This window comes from Dyella soli, from assembly GCF_054482295.1.
In genome coordinates this window covers 120,083-139,158 of record NZ_JBTFFU010000004.1, presented here as the reverse complement: position 1 = coordinate 139,158, position 19,076 = coordinate 120,083, and the positions used below count along the sequence as shown (strand labels likewise).

Annotated in this window: 13 protein-coding genes; 9 read left to right on the top strand and 4 right to left on the bottom strand. The window is 67.2% G+C overall.

Features of this window, described 5'->3' with window-relative positions; genetic code table 11:
* Window positions 1-7: 7 nt before the first annotated feature.
* Together ACXU4B_RS17030 and hemH are read right to left on the bottom strand one after the other, a co-directional pair.
* Window positions 8-883: an alpha/beta fold hydrolase gene (locus ACXU4B_RS17030; protein ID WP_131413273.1), complete on the bottom strand. Its 876-nt coding sequence runs from the start codon at window positions 881-883 to the stop codon at window positions 8-10.
* A gap of 11 nt (window positions 884-894) precedes the next feature.
* The gene (gene hemH, locus ACXU4B_RS17025; protein ID WP_131413275.1) at window positions 895-1,962 is read right to left on the bottom strand and encodes a ferrochelatase; all 1,068 of its coding nucleotides are present in this window, start codon (window positions 1,960-1,962) and stop codon (window positions 895-897) included.
* 107 nt (window positions 1,963-2,069) lie between these two features.
* On the opposite strand from hemH, the gene ACXU4B_RS17020 reads away from it, so the two are divergent.
* The 5 genes from ACXU4B_RS17020 to ACXU4B_RS17000 all read left to right on the top strand — a co-directional run bounded on the left by ACXU4B_RS17020 (window position 2,070) and on the right by ACXU4B_RS17000 (window position 4,656).
* Entirely contained in the window at window positions 2,070-2,759 is a 690-nt protein-coding gene (locus ACXU4B_RS17020; RefSeq protein ID WP_131413277.1) for a lipid-binding SYLF domain-containing protein, read from the top strand.
* Window positions 2,760-2,825: 66 nt separating this feature from the next.
* Complete coding sequence (gene tatA, locus ACXU4B_RS17015) at window positions 2,826-3,059, top strand: twin-arginine translocase TatA/TatE family subunit (protein WP_131413278.1); 234 nt, start codon at window positions 2,826-2,828, stop codon at window positions 3,057-3,059.
* 16 nt (window positions 3,060-3,075) lie between these two features.
* Window positions 3,076-3,432, top strand: a complete 357-nt coding sequence (gene tatB / locus ACXU4B_RS17010) for a Sec-independent protein translocase protein TatB (RefSeq protein ID WP_131413280.1) — start codon at window positions 3,076-3,078, stop codon at window positions 3,430-3,432.
* Entirely contained in the window at window positions 3,419-4,186 is a 768-nt protein-coding gene (tatC, locus tag ACXU4B_RS17005) for a twin-arginine translocase subunit TatC (protein ID WP_131413282.1), read from the top strand. The genes tatB and tatC overlap by 14 nt, the downstream gene beginning before the upstream one ends.
* Window positions 4,183-4,656, top strand: a complete 474-nt coding sequence (locus tag ACXU4B_RS17000) for a cupin domain-containing protein (protein ID WP_131413284.1) — start codon at window positions 4,183-4,185, stop codon at window positions 4,654-4,656. The genes tatC and ACXU4B_RS17000 overlap by 4 nt, the downstream gene beginning before the upstream one ends.
* Window positions 4,657-4,695: 39 nt before the next feature.
* Here the strand turns inward: ACXU4B_RS17000 and ACXU4B_RS16995 are convergent, their stop codons facing one another.
* Together ACXU4B_RS16995 and ACXU4B_RS16990 are read right to left on the bottom strand one after the other, a co-directional pair.
* Complete coding sequence (locus ACXU4B_RS16995; protein WP_131413286.1) at window positions 4,696-6,054, bottom strand: S41 family peptidase; 1,359 nt, start codon at window positions 6,052-6,054, stop codon at window positions 4,696-4,698.
* 133 nt (window positions 6,055-6,187) lie between these two features.
* Entirely contained in the window at window positions 6,188-7,387 is a 1,200-nt protein-coding gene (locus ACXU4B_RS16990; RefSeq protein ID WP_131413288.1) for a murein hydrolase activator EnvC family protein, read from the bottom strand.
* Between the two features lie 395 nt (window positions 7,388-7,782).
* Between ACXU4B_RS16990 and gltB the strand changes: the two genes are divergently transcribed.
* The 4 genes from gltB (at window position 7,783) to ACXU4B_RS16970 (ending at window position 19,065) form a co-directional block, all read left to right on the top strand.
* The gene (gene gltB / locus ACXU4B_RS16985; RefSeq protein WP_131413290.1) at window positions 7,783-12,225 is read left to right on the top strand and encodes a glutamate synthase large subunit; all 4,443 of its coding nucleotides are present in this window, start codon (window positions 7,783-7,785) and stop codon (window positions 12,223-12,225) included.
* Complete coding sequence (locus ACXU4B_RS16980) at window positions 12,222-13,661, top strand: glutamate synthase subunit beta (protein ID WP_131413292.1); 1,440 nt, start codon at window positions 12,222-12,224, stop codon at window positions 13,659-13,661. The genes gltB and ACXU4B_RS16980 overlap by 4 nt, the downstream gene beginning before the upstream one ends.
* A 1,097-nt stretch (window positions 13,662-14,758) precedes the next feature.
* Window positions 14,759-15,628, top strand: a complete 870-nt coding sequence (locus ACXU4B_RS16975) for a methylglyoxal synthase (RefSeq protein ID WP_131413294.1) — start codon at window positions 14,759-14,761, stop codon at window positions 15,626-15,628.
* 626 nt (window positions 15,629-16,254) lie between these two features.
* A complete protein-coding gene (locus ACXU4B_RS16970; protein WP_131413296.1) occupies window positions 16,255-19,065 on the top strand; it encodes a TonB-dependent receptor in 2,811 nt (936 codons plus the stop codon).
* Window positions 19,066-19,076: the final 11 nt, after the last annotated feature.

Below are 19,076 nucleotides of genomic sequence, written 5' to 3'. Positions count from 1 at the left end.
GGGTCCGTCAGTCAGTCGGCTTTTCCAGATGGCTGGCGGCCCATGCCGCGACTGCGTCGGGATGTTCCAGCTGCAGGTGGTGACCGCCGTCCATGTGGCTCACCTCGATGTCGTCCACGCAGTCGGCGCGTGCCTGCATCCTCGCGGCGGGCAGGTAGGGCGCTTCCGGTTGCGCCAGCAACAGCGCCGTGGGCGATTCGATGCCGCGCAGCAGCGCGTGCACCTGCTGCTCGGCCACGCGCAGGGGTGACAGCTGGTTGAGGCGCTGGTCGCTGCGCCAATGCCAGCCGTCACCGGCCTGGCGCAATCCACGTTCCACGATCGGCCGCGCCTGTTCGGGCGGCAGGCCGCTGGCCAGGGTCCGCGCGCTGACGGCGAGTTCGATCGAGGGAAACACGCGCAACGGCCGTGCGGACGACGCCGATCCCTCCAGCGCCTCGCGAAAGCGGTGCAGCGTTTGCCGGCCGTCGTCGCCGATCGGCCCGAGGCCTTCGATCAGCAGCAGGTGGTCGATGCGATCGGGCGTGGCCGCGGCGACCAGCGCCGCGATGCCGGCGCCCAGCGAATGGCCGAGCAGCTGGTAGCGCTGCAGGCCCAGCACGTCGGCGGCGGCGAGCACGCAGCGCACGTATTCGATGAACTGGTAGTGCACGCCAGGCGGGAGATGGTCCGAATGGCCATGGCCGGGCAGGTCGAGCGCGATCACCTGCCAGCGGTCGGCCAGCCGTGGCGCCAGGTAGGCGAAGCTGCCGGCGTTGTCGAGCCAGCCGTGCAAGGCGAGCAGCGGCGGCTTGTCGGCCGTGCCCCAGACCTTGGCGCGCAGGCGCAGGTGCAGTTGCGGAAGGGTGATGTCGCGTTCGACGGCCATGTCGGGGACCTTCATCGCAAGGGTTCCTAGGGTTGGCCAGGCGCACTGCCGGCGTCGAACTCCGCCCAGCCGCCGCCGTGGCGCAGCACCAGCCTGGCCAGGCTGTCGACCTGTGCGGGCGTGTCGTTGAGGGCGGGGATGTAGCGCAGCGCATCGCCGCCGGCCTCGCGGAAGAAGTCGTGGTTCTGCATCGCGATCTCCTCCAGCGTTTCCAGGCAGTCCACTGAAAAGCCGGGGCAGGCGACGTCGAGCCTCTTCACGCCGCTGGCGGCCAGCGCGCGCACGGTGGTGTCGGTGTACGGCTGCAACCAGCGCTCGCGACCCACGCGGGACTGGAAGCTCACCAGCAGACTGGACTCATCCAGCTGCAGGCGTTCGCGCAAGGCGCGGGCGGTGGCGTGGCACTGGTCTGCGTAGGGGTCGCCGGCCGCCGCATAGCGTTCGGGAATGCCGTGGAACGACAGCAGCAAGCGCTCGCCGCGTCCGTGCGTGGCCCACCAGCGCTCGATGCTGGCAGCCAGCGCTTCGATGTGGGCGGCATCGGCGTGATAGTCGTTGACGATGCGCAGCTCGGGCGGCCAGCGCAGCGATTTCATGGCGTCGGCTACCGCGTCGATCACCGAGCCGGTGGAGGTGGCCGAATACTGCGGATACAGCGGCAGCACGAGCAGGCGACGGATGCCCTCGCGCTGCAGGCGCTCGATCTGCTGCGGCACCGACGGCTGGCCATAGCGCATGGCCAGCGCGACGCGCACCGGCCGGGGACACCGCCGCGACAGCTCTTCCTGCAGGCGTCCGGCCAGTGCCTCGCTGCCCACCCGCAACGGCGAACCTTGCGCGGTCCAGATGCGCTGATAGGCATGCGCCGAGCGGGCGGGTCGTACGCGCAGGATCACCCCATGCAGGACCAGCCACCACAGCCAGCGCGGATAGTCGATGACCCGTGCGTCGCCAAGGAATTCGGCGAGGTACGGGCGCACCGCCTGCGCCGTGGGCGCGTCCGGTGTGCCGAGGTTCACCAATAGCACCGCAGCCTGAACAGGCGGGTCATCGGAATCGCCGGCAGGGCCGGTATAGTCGTGGCTGCGTGGCATCTTGGCGCTGACGGTGAAATCGCCGCAGAGTCTGCCACAAGCCGATCCAGGCGCCGCGTGCATGCTTGCCGCAGGTCGCCTGACCCTACCAAGCCCGGGAGTTGTCCATGTCCAAAGCACCGCTGCACCGCCTGTTGCTCGCCCTGATGGTCCTGCTGCTGCCGGCGGTGGCCGCGCATGCCGAGGACCCGCCGCTGGTGCGCGCCCAGAATTCCGTGCGGGTGCTGAAGGAAATCATGGAGGCGCCCGACAAGTCGATTCCCACCGACCTGCTCAAGGAAGCCAAGGCCATCGCGGTGATTCCCGACCTGCTGAAGGTGGGCTTCGTGTTCGGCGGCCGTCGTGGCGAGGGCCTGATCTCGGTGAAGAGCCCGGACGGCACCTGGTCCAACCCCAGCTTCATCACCATGACCGGTGGCAGCATCGGCTTCCAGGCCGGCGCCTCGTCGACCGACGTGATCCTGGTGTTCCGTACCCAGCGTGGCGTGGACAGCATCGTCAATGGCAAATTCACCCTCGGTGCCGATGCGGCCGCGGCGGCCGGCCCGGTCGGCCGCACCGCCACGGCGTCGACCGACAGCCAGTTCAAGGCGGAGATCTATTCCTACTCGCGCTCCCGCGGCCTGTTCGCCGGCGTGGCCCTGGACGGCTCGGCCCTGCGCATCGACTACGACGCCAACGAGGCCATTTATGGCGGCGGCATCACCCCGCGGCGCATCTTCGAGGGCGGCGTCGCCAACGTGCCGGGGCCGGTCGTCGACTTCAGGGACCGCCTGGAGGAGTACACTCAGCGTTGATGTGGAGCGGCGGCGCGGCAGCGTGACAGCTGGTTCCGCCGCTTTTACGTCCTTGAGGCCTGATTCATGAGCATCACCCATCTCATCATTCTTCTCGTCGTGGTCGTGCTGATCTTCGGCACCAAGAAGCTGCGCAATATTGGCGCCGATCTTGGCGGCGCCGTGCGCGACTTCAAGAAGGGCCTGGACGGCAACGATGCCAAGCCGGAAGAGCCGTCGCCGGACGAGCGCCTGCGGGCCGATCCGCCGCCGGCCGGAACTCCGAACCCGAGCCAGCGCGACACCACCGAGCCGAAGTAACCCAGGTTAGCGGCTTATGATCGAGATCAGCTTCGGCAAGCTGGTATTGCTCGCGCTTGTCGCGCTGATCGTGCTCGGCCCCGAAAAACTGCCTCACGCCGCCCGCACGGCCGGCGCCCTGCTGCGGCGCGTGCGCACCGGCTGGGACAGCGTGCGGGCCGAGGTCGAGCGCGAGCTGCAGGTGGAGGAAATCCGTCGCCAGGCCCGCGAGACGGCGGCACGTGCCGAGGCGGCGCAGGCCGAGCTCGATGCGACGCTGCGACAGATGCAGCCGAGCGGCGGCGCAGCCGTGACGCCGGCACCCGCCGCCGAACCTGCGGTTCCCGCCACCGGCGACACGCCATCCAAGGAAGCTCCGCATGGCGGCGCCTGAACATCCGATACCGGAAGAAGCCGACGAGCTGGAGCAGGGCCTGTTCTCGCACCTGATCGAACTGCGTTCGCGCCTGCTGCGCGCCGTGGTGGCCCTGCTGGTGGTGCTGGCGGCGCTCGTTCCGTTCGCCAACCGGCTGTACACCGAACTGGCCGCGCCGCTGGTGGCGCGCCTGCCGCAGGGCGCGCACCTGATCGCCACCGAAGTGGCCAGCCCGTTCGTGACGCCGCTGAAGCTGGCGTTCTACGCCGCGCTGTTCATCAGCATGCCGGTGATCGTCTACCAGCTGTGGGCCTTCGTCAGCCCCGGCCTGTACCGCAACGAGAAGCGGCTGGCCCGGCCGCTGCTGGTGGCGGCGCTGTTCCTGTTCTACCTGGGCTGCGCCTTTGCCTATTTCCTGGTGCTGCCCGCGGCATTCCGTTTCCTGACGGCGGTGACGCCGCAGGGCGTGGAAATGATGACGGACATTACGCATTACCTCGATTTCGTGATGCTGATGTTTTTCGCCTTCGGGCTGTGCTTCGAGGTGCCGGTGGCAGTGGTGATCCTGGCGGCGATCGGCGTGGTCAGCCTGGACCAGCTGCGCAACGGGCGCCGCTATGCCATCGTGGGCGCCTTCACCATCGCCGCCTTCATCACGCCTCCGGACATCACCTCGATGATCATGCTGGCCATCCCGATGTGCCTGCTCTATGAACTGGGCATGCTGGCGGTGCGCTGGCTGCTGAAGCCGGGCCGCGCGGAGGCCGCATGAGCGACGCCGACACCCGCATCGACGAACTGAGGGAAGCGCTGCAGCTGCAGCCGCACGTGGAAGGCGGCCACTACCGCCGCATTTATCCGCCCAAGGGCAGCGGCGCTGGCGCAAGACATGCGCTGAGCGCCATCCAGTACCTGCTGAGGGCCGGCGAGTTCAGCAACTGGCATCGCGTGGATGCGGAGGAAGCCTGGCACTTCGTCGAGGGCGAGCCGCTGGAACTGCTGATCTACGACTCGGCGCGCAACAGCCTGGAACGCTGCTGCCTGGGCCCGCTGGCCTCCGGCGGCAAGGCGATGGCGGTGGTGCCGGCGCGGGCATGGCAGGCGGCGCGTCCGCTGGGCCGCTATGCGCTGGTCACCTGCCTGGTGGCGCCGGCCTTCGAGTACGACGGCTTCGAGATGCTCGCCGAGGATGATCCGCTGGCCGGCCACCTGGCCGGACTGGCGCCGGAAATCGGCTTCTGAAGTCTGCGCCCTCGCCCGGTCGGGCGAGGGCGCACAAGCTCAGTGCTTGCTGGCGCTGGCGGGCACCGCCGGTGTGGCGCGGTTGAGCGCCAGGCCCTTCAACACGTTCAGTGCCTGCGACAGCGCGTAGTCCTGCGTGGCCAGCTTGGCGTTCTCGGCGCTGCCGTCGTTGTCGATATCCCGGGTGCCCTTCGAATTCTCGTTGGCGAGGTGGTTGGGCAGGTCGGCTTCGGAGCTCACCAGCAAGGCGTTGTTGTCGGTCTTGTTGACCGACAGGTCGGCCAGGGCGATGTCCGGCTTGATGCCTTCCGCCTGGATCGAGGTGCCACTGGGCGTGTAGTAGCGCGCGGTGGTGATTTTCACCGCGTGCTCCGGATCCAGCGGCAGCACGGTCTGCACCACGCCCTTGCCGAAGGTGCGCCGGCCCACGATCAGCGCGCGGCGGTTGTCCTTGAGGGCGCCCGAAACGATCTCGGCCGCGGAGGCGGTGCCGTTGTCCACCAGCACCACCATCGGCACGCCCCGCAGCAGGTCGCCCGGATGGGCCTCGAAACTCAGGTTGGCGTCCTGCAGGCGGCCACGGGTGGTGACGATGGTGCCGCTGTCGAGGAAGTCGTCGCTCACGCCCACGGCCGCGGTCAGCAGGCCGCCCGGGTTGGAACGCAGGTCGAGCACGGCGCCTTTCTGCGGGCCGTTCTTCTTGATCAGCTCGCCCAGCTTCTTTTCCAGGTCCGGCGTGGTGTCGTCCTGGAACTGGCTGATGCGCACATAGGCATAGCCGGGCTCGATCTCGCGGACCTTCACGCTGGTCACCGAAATGCGCTCGCGCACCAGCGGCATGTCGACGGGCTTGTCGCCCTTCTCGTGCAGCACGGTGAGGGTGATCTTGGTGCCGGGATCGCCGCGCAGCTCCTTGAACATCTCGTCGATGTTCTCCGCCTCGACCAGCTTGCCGTTGACCTTCACGATGGTGTCGCCCGGCTTGATGCCGGCGCGGGCGGCGGGCGTATCGTCGATCGGCGCGACGATGCGCAGCGTGCCATCGACCTGCAGCACCTCGATGCCGAGGCCGCCGTACTGGCCGGTGGTGTCCTCGTTGAGTTCGGCCAGGCCTTCCTTGTCCAGGTACTCGCTGTGCGGATCCAGGCCGCTGAGCATGCCGCTGATGGCGGCCTTCATCAGCGTCTTGTTGTCCACCGGCTCCACATAAGCCTGGCGGACGATCTCGTAGACGCGGCTGAAGTTGCGGATGTCGTCGAGGTCGACACGGTCCGGCGCCGTCGATGCGACGGCGGGCGCGGCATGCTTGGTGTCCTTGGCGGACGCGGGCGCGGTCTGTGCCTGCGCCAGTGGCGCCGCCAGCAGCAGGACGGCCAGGCTCAAGGGGGAAAACCGCATGGTATGGGGGACTCCGGTAGAACGGTGGGGACGCGACGCGCGGTTCCTGGCGCGTGGCCGCTTGGACCGCCAGACAGCGTGGAAATTCAATGCCATGGCATGCAGGTTAGCCTGCGACCGTGCGTAGCCGGCGTCAACGCTGGTGGCCGAGCCAGCTGCGCGGGTCCACCGGCTTGTTGTTCTGGCGCAGCTCGAAATAGACGCCGGTATTCACGCCGGTCGGTGCGGTGGCGGTGCCCACCACCTCGCCGGCGGTGACCTGGTCGCCCACGCCATGCATCAGCGTCTCATTGTTGCCGTACATGCTGAGCCAGCCGTTGCCGTGGTTGAGGATGACCAGCATGCCGTAGCCGCGCAGGAAGGCGGCGTACACCACGCGGCCGCTGGCCACGGCGCGCACCTCGCTACCGCCGGCCGCCTTGATCAGCACGCCGTTGCCGTAGGTGTTGACCGCGCCATTGGCCGGCCACGGCAGGTTGCCGCGGATGTTGACCAGGCCCTTGCCTGGCGGCGGCACCGTCACGCTGGGATTGGCGCGGGCCGCACGCTCGGCCTCGCGGGCGGCCTCGTCGATGGCCTTCTGCAGCTTGTCGACCAGCTGGTTGAGCGACTGTTCGTTCTGCTTGAGGGCGGCCAGCCTGGCGGCCTGGTCCTTGTACTGGGCATCGGTGTCGGCAACCAGCCTGGCCTGGGTGGCGCGTTGCTCCTCCAGTGCCTTGGCCTGCGTCTCGCGTTGGGCGCGACTGGCCTGCAGCGCCTGCTGCTCGGCGGTGATCTGGCTTTCCAGGTCCTGCAGCCTGGCCAGGTCGCCCATCAGCTTCTGCACGCGCTGGACGCGGTCTTCCTGGAAGTACTTGGAATAGGCCAGCGCCTGGGCGATGCGCGAGACATCCTCGTCGCCCATCAGCAGGCGCAGGTCCGAGCCGCGCCCCAGCGCGTAGGTGGCGCGCAGCAGGTCGGCGATGGCGGCACGCTGGCCTTCGAGGTTCTTCTGCAACTCCGTGCGTTGCTGCTGCAGCTGCTCCAGGTCCTTCTGCTTGGCGGCCAGCTGGGTGTCGGTCTCGCGCACGGCCTTGGCGGCGCCGGCCACGGCATTGGCCTGCTTGGCCAGCTCGGCCGTGGCGCTGTCGCGACGCGCGGCGGTCTCGGCCTGTTCCCTGGCCAGCGCTTCCATCTTGCTGCGCACATCCGACAGTTTCTTCTGCGCCTCGGCCTGTTCGGCCTTGGTCTTGCCTTCCTGCAACGCCGCGGCGGGCATGCTGACCAGGGAGAGGACCAGTGCGCCAAGCAAGGCGCGGGCGATGGGGCGGGCACGTCGAAGTGGTATTGGCATGGGTCGATTATCACAGAGCGCGATGACACTGCGCGAGACGGGCAGGCGGGCAGCGTCGGCCCGCGGCCATCCCGCGTCTCTGCTGGCGATGGCGACGACGCCAAGTCCGCCGGCGTGCGCGCTCGCCGCGCGAGGTAGCGGCGCCATGCATCGGCATGCCGGGCGATACCACTTGCGCGCGTCGAGTGTGCACGCATGCGCGATTGCGTCTGCACGCGGCGCTTGTCCGCAAGGACAAAAAAACACTTGCGACTGAAACTTTCATTTAGCCGTATAGATTGCTTTGACGCGTCGCAGCAATTGTGTTTAAGTCGAGGCCACACTCGGATATGTGGCAGCGGCGCCGTGGGCACCGTTGGGACCATGTGTCTGCATCCTTCCGCCGGGGAGGCGAGATGGCCAAGGCAGTTCCAGCGACGCTTTACGACGCTGCGTTCGAGCACGACAGCTGTGGCTTTGGCCTGGTCGCACAGATCGACGGCCGCGCGAGCGCATGGGTGGTGGACACGGCCTTCTCGGCGCTGGCCAAACTTTCCCATCGCGGCGGCGTGAATGCCGACGGCGTGAGCGGCGACGGCTGCGGCGTGCTGTTCCATCGTCCGCTGGACTGGTTGAAGGCGCTGGCCGCGGAAGCCGGCCTGGCCGTGGGCGCACGCTTCGCGGCCGGCGTGGTGTTCCTCGATCCGGCAGGCGGCGAGGCGGCGGCAACCACGCTGGAACATCACCTGCGCGAAGAAGGCCTGCACGTGGCGGGCTGGCGCGACGTGGCGGTCAATGCACAGGCTTGTGGGCCGCTGGCGGCCGCTGCGCGTCCGCGGGTACGTCAGGTCTTCGTCGAGCCGCTGGCATCGATGGACGACGCCAGCTTCGATCGCGCGCTGTTCCGCGCCCGCCGGCGCGCCGAAGCCACACTCGCCGACGACCCGCACTTCTACGTGGTGACGCTGTCGGCCCAGGTGGTCGGCTACAAGGCGATGGCTGCACCGGGTCGACTGCGCGAGGTCTTTGCCGACCTCACGCATCCGGCGCTGCGTGCCGATGCGGTGGTGTTCCACCAGCGCTTCTCCACCAACACCACGCCGCAGTGGCGGCTGGCGCAGCCGTTCCGCCTGCTCGCGCACAACGGCGAGATCAACACGATCCGCGCCAATCGCCGCTGGATGCAGGCACGCGAATCCATCCTGCACTCGCCGCTGGTGAAGCTGTCCGACATCGGCCCGCTGGTGCGCCAGACCGGTTCCGATTCGGAAAGCCTCGACAACGCGCTGGAAGTGCTGCTGGCCGGCGGCCTCGACCTGATCGCCGCGATGCGCGTGCTGGTGCCGCCGGCGTTCGCCGCGCGCGAGGGCATCGATGAAGACCTCGCCGCGTTCTACGAGTATTACGCGCTGCACAGCGAGCCGTGGGACGGCCCGGCCGGCCTGGTGATGTGCGATGGCCGCTACGCTGCATGCACGCTCGACCGCAATGGCCTGCGTCCGGCGCGCTGGGCACTGTCGGCGGACAATCACCTGATCGTCGCTTCCGAAGCGGGCCTGTGGGACGTGCCTTCCGCGCAGGTCGTCGCCAAGGGACGCCTCGCGCCGGGTGAAATGATTGCGGTGGACCTGCTGCAGCATCGCCTGCTGCGCGATGCCGACATCGACGACATCAACCGCAAGCGTGCGCCGTATCGCGATTGGCTGCGCGCGGGCGTGAGCTACCTCGAGTCCGACCTGATCGACCCCTCGCTCGCCGCCGAGCCCTTGCCGGCCGACGAGCTGCGCCGTTACCAGAAGCTCTATGGCCTCTCGCGCGAGGAGCGCGAGACGGTGCTCAAGGCGATGGTGGAGCTGGAGCAGGAAGCGACTGGCTCGATGGGCGACGACACCCCGGTAGCGGCCATGTCGCGCCAGGTGCGTCCGCTGTTCGATCGTTTCCGCCAGGGCTTTGCGCAGGTCACCAATCCGCCGATCGATCCGCTGCGCGAAAAACTGGTGATGTCGCTGGTCACCCAGATCGGGCCCGAGAGCAACGTGTTTGACCTGACGCCCGAGAATGCAAAGCAGATCCTGATCAATTCGCCGATCCTGTCGCAGCGCAAGTTGCGCCAGTTGCTGGCGCTGCCGCAATTCACCGGCACGCCGCGCTTTGACCTCATGTATGCACCGGAGGAAGGCCTCGAGGCAGCCCTGCGCCGTCTGTGCAGCGAGGTGGAACAAGCCGTGCGCGGAGGCTGCCAGCTGGTCTTCCTCAGCGATCGCTATCCCGGACGGGAGCTGTTGCCGATCCACTCGCTGCTGGCCGTGGGCGCGGTGCACGCGCACCTGATCGACCAGGCCCTGCGCTGCCAGTGCAACATCGTGGTCGAGACGGCGACGCCGCGCGACCCGCACCAGTTCGCCTGCCTGATCGGCTTCGGCGCCACCGCCATCTACCCGTGGCTTGCCTACCAGAGCCTGTTCGAGCTCGGTCGCGAAGGCCACATCGCCAGCGACCGCTTCGAGGTGGGCCGCAGCTATCGCCGCGGCATCCGCAAGGGCCTGCTGAAGATCCTCTCCAAGATGGGCATCTCCACCGTGGCGGGCTATCGCGGTGCGCAGCTGTTCGAGATCGTGGGGCTTGCACCCGAGGTGGTGTCGTTGTGCTTCCCCGGCACGCCCTCGCGCATCGGTGGTGCCGGCTTCGCCGAGCTGGAGCAAGACCAGCGGCTACTCGCCGCCGAGGCCTGGACCGATGCGTTGCCGCTGCGCGCGGGCGGCCTCTACAAGTTCGTGTACGGCGGCGAATACCACATGTACAACCCGGACGTGATCGGCAGCCTGCAGAAGGCCGTGCGCACGGGCAGCATCGCCGACTATCGCACCTACGCGGATTTCGTCGACCATCGGCCGCCGTCGGCGCTGCGCGACCTGCTGTCGCCGCGCGCACTGGGCGAGCCGCTGCCGCTGGAGGAAGTGGAGCCGGTGCAGAGCATCCTGCGCCGGTTCGATTCGGCCGGCATGTCGCTGGGCGCCTTGTCGCCGGAAGCGCACGAAGCGCTGGCGATCGCCATGAACCGGCTCGGTGCGCGCAGCAATTCCGGCGAAGGCGGTGAAGACCCGGCGCGCTACGGCACCGAGAAGACCTCCAAGATCAAGCAGGTCGCCTCCGGCCGCTTCGGCGTCACACCGGCCTACCTGGTCAATGCCGAAGTGCTGCAGATCAAGATTGCCCAGGGCGCCAAGCCCGGCGAAGGCGGCCAGCTTCCCGGGCACAAGGTCGACGCCACCATCGCGCGCCTGCGCTACGCCAAGCCCGGCATCGGCCTGATCTCACCGCCGCCGCACCACGACATCTATTCCATCGAGGACCTGGCCGAGCTGATCCACGACCTCAAGGAAGTGAATCCCGACGCGCTGGTCTCGGTGAAACTGGTAAGCCATGCCGGCGTCGGCACGGTGGCCGCCGGCGTGGTGAAGGCGGGCGCCGACCTCATCACCGTGAGCGGGCACGACGGCGGCACCGGCGCCAGTCCGCTCACCTCGATCAAGTACGCCGGCACGCCGTGGGAGCTGGGCCTGGCCGAGACGCAGCAGACGTTGCGTCGCAATGACCTGCGTGGTCGCGTGCGCCTGCAGACGGACGGCGGCCTGAAGACCGGCCTGGACGTCGTCAAGGCGGCACTGCTCGGCGCGGAGAGTTTCGGCTTCGGTACCGGCCCGATGGTGGCCCTGGGCTGCAAGTACCTGCGCATCTGCCACCTCAACAATTGCGCCACCGGCGTGGCCACGCAGCATCCCGTGTTGCGCAAGGAACACTTCGTCGGCCTGCCGGAAATGGTGATGAACTATTTCGGCTTCATCGCCGAGGACGTGCGCGTGCACCTGGCCAGGCTCGGTGCGCGCAGCCTGGACCAGATCATCGGCCGCGCCGACCTGCTCGAACAGCTCGACGGCACCACGCCGGTGCAGCATCGGCTGGATCTGGCCCCCTTGCTCGGTGGCGCGCTGGGCGCAGACGTGGACGCCGCCTGCACGCTGCCGCGCAATCCGATGCGAGACGACGCCGCGCTGGCCATGCGCATCGAAGCTGCGACGCGCGATGCGGTGGCCCAGCGCCGCGGCGGCGAGTTTGCCTTCGGGATCGCCAATGTCGACCGTGCCATCGGCGCGCGCCTGTCCGGTGAGGTGGCGCGCCGGCATGGCGACCACGGCATGGACGGCCAGCCCATCGTGCTCAGGCTCACCGGCGCGGCCGGACAGAGCCTGGGCGCGTGGAACGCCGGTGGCGTGCATATCGACCTCACCGGCGAAGCCAACGACGGCGTCGGCAAGGGCATGGCGGGCGGTCGCATCGTGGTGCGCCCGCCGGCGGATTCGCCGTTCGCCAGCCAGGACGCCGCCATCATCGGCAACACCTGCCTGTACGGCGCCACCGATGGCGAACTGTATGCCGCCGGCCGCGCAGGCGAACGCTTCGCCGTGCGCAACTCCGGCGCGCTGGCCGTGGTGGAGGGCGCCGGCGACCACTGCTGCGAATACATGACCGGCGGCGTGGTGGCCGTGCTGGGCAGGGTCGGCCTCAACTTCGGCGCGGGCATGACCGGCGGCTTCGCCTATGTGCTCGACGTCGAGCGCACCTTCGTCGACTGCTACAACCACGAGCTGGTGGACATCCTGCGCATCTCGCCGGAGGGCATGGAGCACTACATGCAACATCTGCGCGGCCTGGTGACGCGCCATGTCGAATTCACCGGCAGCGAATGGGGGCGCCACATCCTGCGCGACTTCCGCGGGCTGCAGTACAAGTTCTGGCTGGTCAAGCCCAAGGCCGCAAGCCTGGCGGCGCTGGCCGAGGAACTGAGGAGTGCGGCATGAGCGGCAAGGACTTCCAGTTCCTCAACGTGCGACGCCAGGCGCCGCGCACGGTGCCGGTGTCGATCCGCGTGCTCGGCTACGGGGAGATCTCGGGCGATTTCGGCGCGCCGCAGGCCGGAACGCAGGCCGAGCGCTGCATCGATTGCGGCAATCCGTATTGCGAGCACGCGTGCCCGGTGCACAACTACATTCCGGACTGGCTGAAGCTGGTGCAGGAGGGCCGCCTGATGGAGGCGGCCACGCTGATGCACGAGACCAATCCGTTGCCGGAGATCTGCGGGCGCGTGTGTCCGCAGGACCGTCTTTGCGAGGGTGCCTGCACGCTGGAACAGACCGCGTTCGGCGCGGTGACCATCGGCAGCATCGAACGCTGGGTTACGGACGAAGCCTTGCGCCAGGGATGGCGCCCTGATCTTTCCGCCGTGCGCGAGACCGGCAGGCGCGTGGCCATCGTCGGTGCCGGCCCCGCCGGGTTGTCCTGCGCCGATCGCCTGCGCCGCGCCGGCATCGCCGCGGACGTCTACGACCGCCAGGACGAGATCGGCGGCCTGCTGACCTTCGGCATTCCGCCGTTCAAGCTGGACAAGGGCGTGGTGCGCACGCGCCGCGAGCTGCTCGAAGGCATGGGCGTGAAGTTCCTGCTCGGTCGCGACGTCGGGCGCGACCTCGGGTTCGACCAGCTGCTGGACGACTACGACGCCGTGTTCGTCGGCACCGGCGCCTATACCCACGTCGATGCGAAGCTGCCGGGCCGCGAGTTGCGCGGAGTACACGATGCACTGCCGTTCCTGATTGCCAACACCGAGCGCCTGCTGCGCGACGAAGGCGTGCCTGCGTCGTTCGATTTTCGCGGTAAGCACGTGGTGGTGCTCGGCGGCGGCGACACCGGCATGGACTGCAACCGCACCGCCATCCGCCTGGGCGCGGCCAGCGTCACTTGCGTGTATCGCCGCGACGAGGCCAACATGCCGGGCTCCGCGCGCGAGGTGAACTACAGCCGCGAGGAAGGCGTCACCTTCCTGTTCCAGCGCCAGCCGCTGGAGATCCTCGGCGGCGCGCGGGGCAACGTGCGCGGCGTGCGCGTGGTGGAGACGGCGCTGGTCGACGACGGTTCCGGCCGCCTCAGTCCGCAGAACGTGCCAGGCACCGAATACGTGATCGATGCCGACGTGGTGATCCAGTCGTTCGGCTTCCTGCCGAGCCCGCCGGACTGGTTGCGTGCGCACGGCGTGGCCCTGGATCGCAGCGGTCGCGTGATCACCGGCGCCAACGGCACGCTGCCGCACCAGACCAGCCATCGCCGGATCTTCGCCGGTGGCGACAACGTGCGTGGCGCCGACCTGGTGGTGCGCGCGGTGTACGACGGCCGCGAGGCGGCGGCATCGATCGTGCGGATGCTGCAGGACGTGGATGCGCCCGCGCTGGCGCATGCGTGACGATCTTGCTTCCTCTCCCCGGAGGGCGACCCGAAGGTAGTCCCTGTGGGGGAGAGGGTTGGGGTGAGCCCCCAAAAGGGGGGGCAAGGGCGGGTGCTCGCGGTGGCGCGGATCGTGCGCGATCGTGTGCGCTTTTCTTGCTTCGTTCCCAGGCGCTTTCGCCAGCTTGCCGCTTGCGCAGCGGGCGTTTCGACCTCCTGCCGGAGGCCGAGTCACTTTTCTTTGCTGGCCCAAAGAAAAGTAACCCAAAGAAATGGCCTGAAAGGCTCATAGCATTGCGTGAGATAGAAGCCAGGAAAGGTTCCGGGGCCCGGATTGCGACCGTCTTCGCCTCTACATAGCCGCTTCACTGCAACGCGCCACGGCGTAGAGGACTTAAAGCCGGGCGCTGCGCGCCTTGGCTCCCTCTCCCCTCCGGGGAGAGGGTTGGGGTGAGGGGCGGGTGCTTGCGGTGGCGTGGATCAGGCTCGATCGGGTTGTCGTTTTCTTTGCTTCGTTCCCAAGCGCTGTCGCCAGCTTGCCGCCTACGCAGCGGGCGTTTCGACCTCCTGCCGGAGGCCGAGTCACTTTTCTTTGCTGGCCCACGCACGCGCAGGAGCGCGTGCGAACGGCGAAGCCGGCCCGAAGGGCGGAGGGCAGGATGCCCGGAGTCAGAGAAAAGTAACCCAAACAAATGGCCTGAAAGGCTCATAGCATTGCGTGAGATAGAAGCCAGGAAAGGTTCCGGGGCCCGGATTGCGACCGTCTTCGCCTCTACATAGCCGCTTCACTGCAACGCGCCATGGCGTCGAGGACTTAAAGCCGGGCGCTGCGCGCCTTGGCTCCCTCTCCCCTCCGGGGAGAGGGTTGGGGTGAGGGGCCAATCTTGCGACAAGGCATGAGCAAGGCCGGCACTGTAGATATCTCAGCGCAAGCACCCGCTCTTTACCCCCTTTTGGGGCTCACCTCAGTCCTCTCTCCCACAGGGACTAACTTCGGGTCGTACGGAGGGGAGAGGAAGAAATGCGCGTTCCGCTGGGTGTATGGGTTCGCGTAACCCAAGCCCTCACGCTCAGGTTACGCTCGCCTCTTTGACCGGCCCATCCCGGAGTCAACCCATGCGTCTTGGCCTTGCCGCCAACCAGCTTCATCACGCCCATGCCGAGGCGGCCTTGTTTCGATGGCTGCGCGCCTGCGAGGCCGGCATCCGCGAGCTCGGGCTTGGCTTGCATGCGGTGGGGCGCACCTACGATGCGATCGAGCGCAGCGGCATGCTGGCCGACTATGCGCCGTTGCGCCGCTATCCCTACGGGCGCGAAGGCGGCCTGATGAAGCTGGTCGCCGAGGTCGTGGGCCTGGGGGACGATCGCGTGCTCGATGGTGCGATCTACCTGATCGATCCGGTCGATCCGTCGTCGATCTTTCCCGAAGCGGTGGCACTGAAGCGCCAGTGCGTCATCCAGGGCAAGCCATTTATTTCCACTGTAGCGTCAGCGCGGGACTGGATCGAACTCGAGCGCGTGCATGCCGGGCTTGCACGAGATCCCGGCGCGGACATCTTCCATGCGCTGGAAACACAGACCGTGGCCCTGATCGCCCACGATGCGATGAAGTCGTCGATGCTTGCATATGCGGCGGAGCATTTCGACGTGTTGTCGCGCTTCGCCCGTCGGGTCGCAACGGGCACCACGGGCCAGCGCCTCAACGAGCTGGCCTGGAGCCGGGGTTGGCCCGCAGACACGCCGTGGGTGGAGCGTTACCAGAGCGGACCGCTGGGCGGCGATGCGCAGATCGCGGACCTGGTGCTGGAGCGGCGCTGCCAGCGCGCCATCTTCTTCGAAGATCCGCACGTGGCCCGCCAGCATGAGGCCGACATCCAGCTGCTGGAGCGCGCGGTCACCACGCGCACCGACGAGGCCGTGTGCATCACCTCACCCGCGGTGGCCGAACGTTGGACCACGGCGGTGCGCATGCGCGCGGCAAGCTGAACAGGTACAGGCAAACGGGGGCGCGTCGGTTCTATAATCCGCTGGTGCAGTCCGGGCTGGGTCCGGGTTGGTGCAGTACCCGCAACGTCGCCAGGCCAGCGGCCAGCGTCGACGGGGGAAACCAGGGCGGCGCGCCGAGTCATCGGCGCGCCGTTTTTTTGCACGGGATTCGTGCGTGCGATGGCCAGCTGTGCCGTGTCGCGGCAGGCTCGCCAGCGGGCTCTTGCATGCCCTTTCGGGCGTTTCAGCGCGTTCGGCGCGATTCGTTGCGACGCAGCAGCGAAAAAACGGGCAGCCGGGCCCCCGATCGTTGCGCCTCGTCAACCTGTTTGGACGTCCAGACGTCGCGATGATGCATGGCAAACATGCGCCCATCGGCAGGAATCTGTGGCCTACGTCAGGCATCCTCAGATGTCCGACGTCTTCACGCGAAATTCGCGCAAGTACTTGCGCAACCTTCTTCTGTGCCTATTACGTTATGTACTTGTTAGAAACTTGCGCTAGTGGAATAGTCGGGCTGCGCTCCGCCGGCAAATAGCTGGTTCTGCTCTTCTTTACTGTCCCGATGCATTGCCGGGACGAGCGCCCACGGGTCCATCCCCAGGCCCAACAAAGAGGATATCGCCATGAAGCGAAATGAGCTCGCCTTGTCTTTGGCCGGACTCCTTTTGGCATCGACGTCCGGCATCGCGCTCGCACAAGACACCACCCCCGCACCCCAGGGGCAAGCACAATCCGCCAAGCAGTTGCAGACCATCACGGTCACCGGCTCGGCGGTACCGCGCATCGACGTGGAGACACCGTCGCCTGTCACCGTGATCACCGCCGAACAGATCGAACGCAGCGGCCTGAAGACCGTCAGCGATGTGGTTCGCGCGATTTCCGCCGATAACAGCGGATCCATCCCCACGGCATTTACCGCAGGCTTCGCCGCCGGTTCGGCCGGCGTCGCGCTGCGTGGCCTCACTGTCAATTCGACCCTCGTGCTCATCGACGGACGGCGCAGCGCAAGTTACGCGCTGGCCGACGATGGCCAGCGCTCGTTCGTCGACCTCAACACCATTCCCGTCGTTGCGATCGAACGCATCGACGTGCTGAAGGATGGCGCATCATCGCTCTACGGCGCCGATGCGATCGCCGGCGTGGTGAACATCATCCTCAAGCCCAGCTACAAGGGCGGCGAGGCGACCGCGGAAATCGGCACGTCCCAGCATGGCGGCGGCACCACCAAGCGTTTCACCGGATTGCTTGGTGGCGGTGACATGGAGAAGGACGGCCACAACGCCTACATCAGCGTCGAATACCAGAAGGACAACCCGATCCGCACCAAGGACCGCGACTTTCCGTTCAACACGGCCGACCTGTCCAGGATCGGTGGCAACAACCTGATCCAGGGCCAGCCCAGCCTCAACCTGGGCTCGACCTACGGCACCGTCACGCCGGCCATGCTGAGCCGACCGGGCGACCTCAACTCTGGCGTGCCGCTTGACGGCGCGGTGGCACAGCCGTTGCGGCCATGCGGATCGGACTCCACCCTAGTGACCAATGATCCCTTCAACCCCGGCAGTTACTGCGCGCAGAACCAGAGTGGCGAGTTCACCGAGATCGCGCCGGAACAGGAGCGCCTCGGCCTGTATGGACGCTTCACGATCAAGTTGAACGATAGCGCGACGGTCTATCTGGCCGCCAGCTACTACCAGAATGAAGTGCAGGCCACCGCGGTGCCGACGCAGATCCAGGCCAGCACGCCCAACAACACCAACAGCATCACGCTGCCGCCCACGCTGGCCAATGGCGCGCTGAACCCGAACAACCCGTTCGCGGCGCAAGGGCAGTACGCGCTGATCAACTATGCGTTTCCCGAACTGCAGTTCGGCGCCATCGACAACACCAACCACAACCTGCGTGTCGCCGCCGGCGTGAAGGGCCGAGCATGGGACTGGGACTACGACTCGGCGGTGGTGATCAACCACACCTGGCTGGACATCAGCAACTTCGGCTTCCTCAACTACAACCAGTTGCTCAGCGATATCAACAACGGCACCTACAGCTTCATCAACCCGGCGGCCAATTCCAAGGCCACCATCAATGCGCTGGCGCCGACGTTGGACAAGACCTCGACCACCGACATGGATTCGATTGATTTCCGCGCTTCACGCGAACTGTGGGACCTGGACGGCGGACCGATGGGGCTGGGCCTTGGCACGGACTTCCGCCACGAGAAGCAGCACGACCCGGACCTCAATCCCGACCTGGCGGCCCAGGGCCTGGGCATTGCGCACACCATCGGCAAGCGCAATGTGTACGGTGCCTACGCGGAGCTCGACATGCCGCTGCTGCAGTCGCTGGAACTGGATTTGTCCGCGCGCTTCGACCACTACTCGGATTTCGGCAACAACACCTCGCCGAAGGCCGGCTTCAAGTGGAAGCCGTTCGACATGCTGGCCGTCCGCGGCACCTACTCGAAGGGCTTCCGCGCGCCGAGCTTTGCCGAGAACGGTTCGAGCGCGGCCGAGGGCTTCACTACGTTCACGCCACCGCCGGACTTCCAGGCCGCGCACGGCGGCAACGGCTATGTGCAGCCTTATCCGCTGGGTTTCCTGACCGAAGCCAATCACGCCATCAAGCCGGAAAAATCGCAGAGCTACACGTTCGGCATCGTGCTGCAGCCGTGGCAGCCGATCAGCCTGTCGCTGGACTACTACGACATCAAGAAGGAAGGCGTGATCGTGCCGGCCGATTCCAGTGCAGTGCTGGACGCGTACTTCGCCGGCCAGCCCTTGCCGCCGAACACGGGCATTGTGCTGGACAACCCCGACCCGCAGTTCCCGAACGCGCTGCCGCGGCCGATCGTGGTCGAGGCGCTCTACGTCAACGAGAACCGGCTGGAGACCACCGGCATGGACGTCGATTTGCGCGGTGACTTCAAGTTCAACGGCAACTGGCGCTGGATCAGTGAACTCAACGCTACGCAGATCTTCGAATGGAACCTGTTCCTGCAGGATGGTTCGGAGCAGCGCTTCGTGGGCACGCACGGCCCGTATGCACTGTCGTCGGGTGCCGGCACGCCGCGCACGCGTGCGTCCTGGGCGAACTCGGTGATCTGGGGTGCGCTGACGGTGACCGGCACGGCGTACTACACCAGCGGGATCTCGCTGGAAGTGCCCGATATCGCCAGTGGTTGCTTCTCGACCAACACGGTCACGGGCGCGAACTTCCCGGCCAGTTGCCACATGTCGTCGATCACCACGTTCGATCTGACCGGCAGTTACGACTTCAACGAGCACGTGTCGATCTTCGGTTCGATCCTCAATGCGTTCGACCGCAAGCCGCCGCTTGATCCGATCAACTATGCGGCGCTCAACTACAACCCGACCTACGGCTACTCCGGCATCGTCGGGCGCTTCTTCAACATCGGCGTGAAGGTGAAGATGTAGCCGATCCTTGC

Excerpts from the sequence above, each read along its gene's own strand:
- ACXU4B_RS17030 (WP_131413273.1), bottom strand. The coding sequence starts at position 883 with ATGAAGGTCCCCGACATGGCCGTCGAACGCGACATCACCCTTCCGCAA.
- hemH (WP_131413275.1), bottom strand. The coding sequence starts at position 1,962 with ATGCCACGCAGCCACGACTATACCGGCCCTGCCGGCGATTCCGATGAC.
- ACXU4B_RS17020 (WP_131413277.1), top strand. The coding sequence starts at position 2,070 with ATGTCCAAAGCACCGCTGCACCGCCTGTTGCTCGCCCTGATGGTCCTG.
- tatA (WP_131413278.1), top strand. The coding sequence starts at position 2,826 with ATGAGCATCACCCATCTCATCATTCTTCTCGTCGTGGTCGTGCTGATC.
- tatB (WP_131413280.1), top strand. The coding sequence starts at position 3,076 with ATGATCGAGATCAGCTTCGGCAAGCTGGTATTGCTCGCGCTTGTCGCG.
- tatC (WP_131413282.1), top strand. The coding sequence starts at position 3,419 with ATGGCGGCGCCTGAACATCCGATACCGGAAGAAGCCGACGAGCTGGAG.
- ACXU4B_RS17000 (WP_131413284.1), top strand. The coding sequence starts at position 4,183 with ATGAGCGACGCCGACACCCGCATCGACGAACTGAGGGAAGCGCTGCAG.
- ACXU4B_RS16995 (WP_131413286.1), bottom strand. The coding sequence starts at position 6,054 with ATGCGGTTTTCCCCCTTGAGCCTGGCCGTCCTGCTGCTGGCGGCGCCA.
- ACXU4B_RS16990 (WP_131413288.1), bottom strand. The coding sequence starts at position 7,387 with ATGCCAATACCACTTCGACGTGCCCGCCCCATCGCCCGCGCCTTGCTT.
- gltB (WP_131413290.1), top strand. The coding sequence starts at position 7,783 with ATGGCCAAGGCAGTTCCAGCGACGCTTTACGACGCTGCGTTCGAGCAC.
- ACXU4B_RS16980 (WP_131413292.1), top strand. The coding sequence starts at position 12,222 with ATGAGCGGCAAGGACTTCCAGTTCCTCAACGTGCGACGCCAGGCGCCG.
- ACXU4B_RS16975 (WP_131413294.1), top strand. The coding sequence starts at position 14,759 with ATGCGTCTTGGCCTTGCCGCCAACCAGCTTCATCACGCCCATGCCGAG.
- ACXU4B_RS16970 (WP_131413296.1), top strand. The coding sequence starts at position 16,255 with ATGAAGCGAAATGAGCTCGCCTTGTCTTTGGCCGGACTCCTTTTGGCA.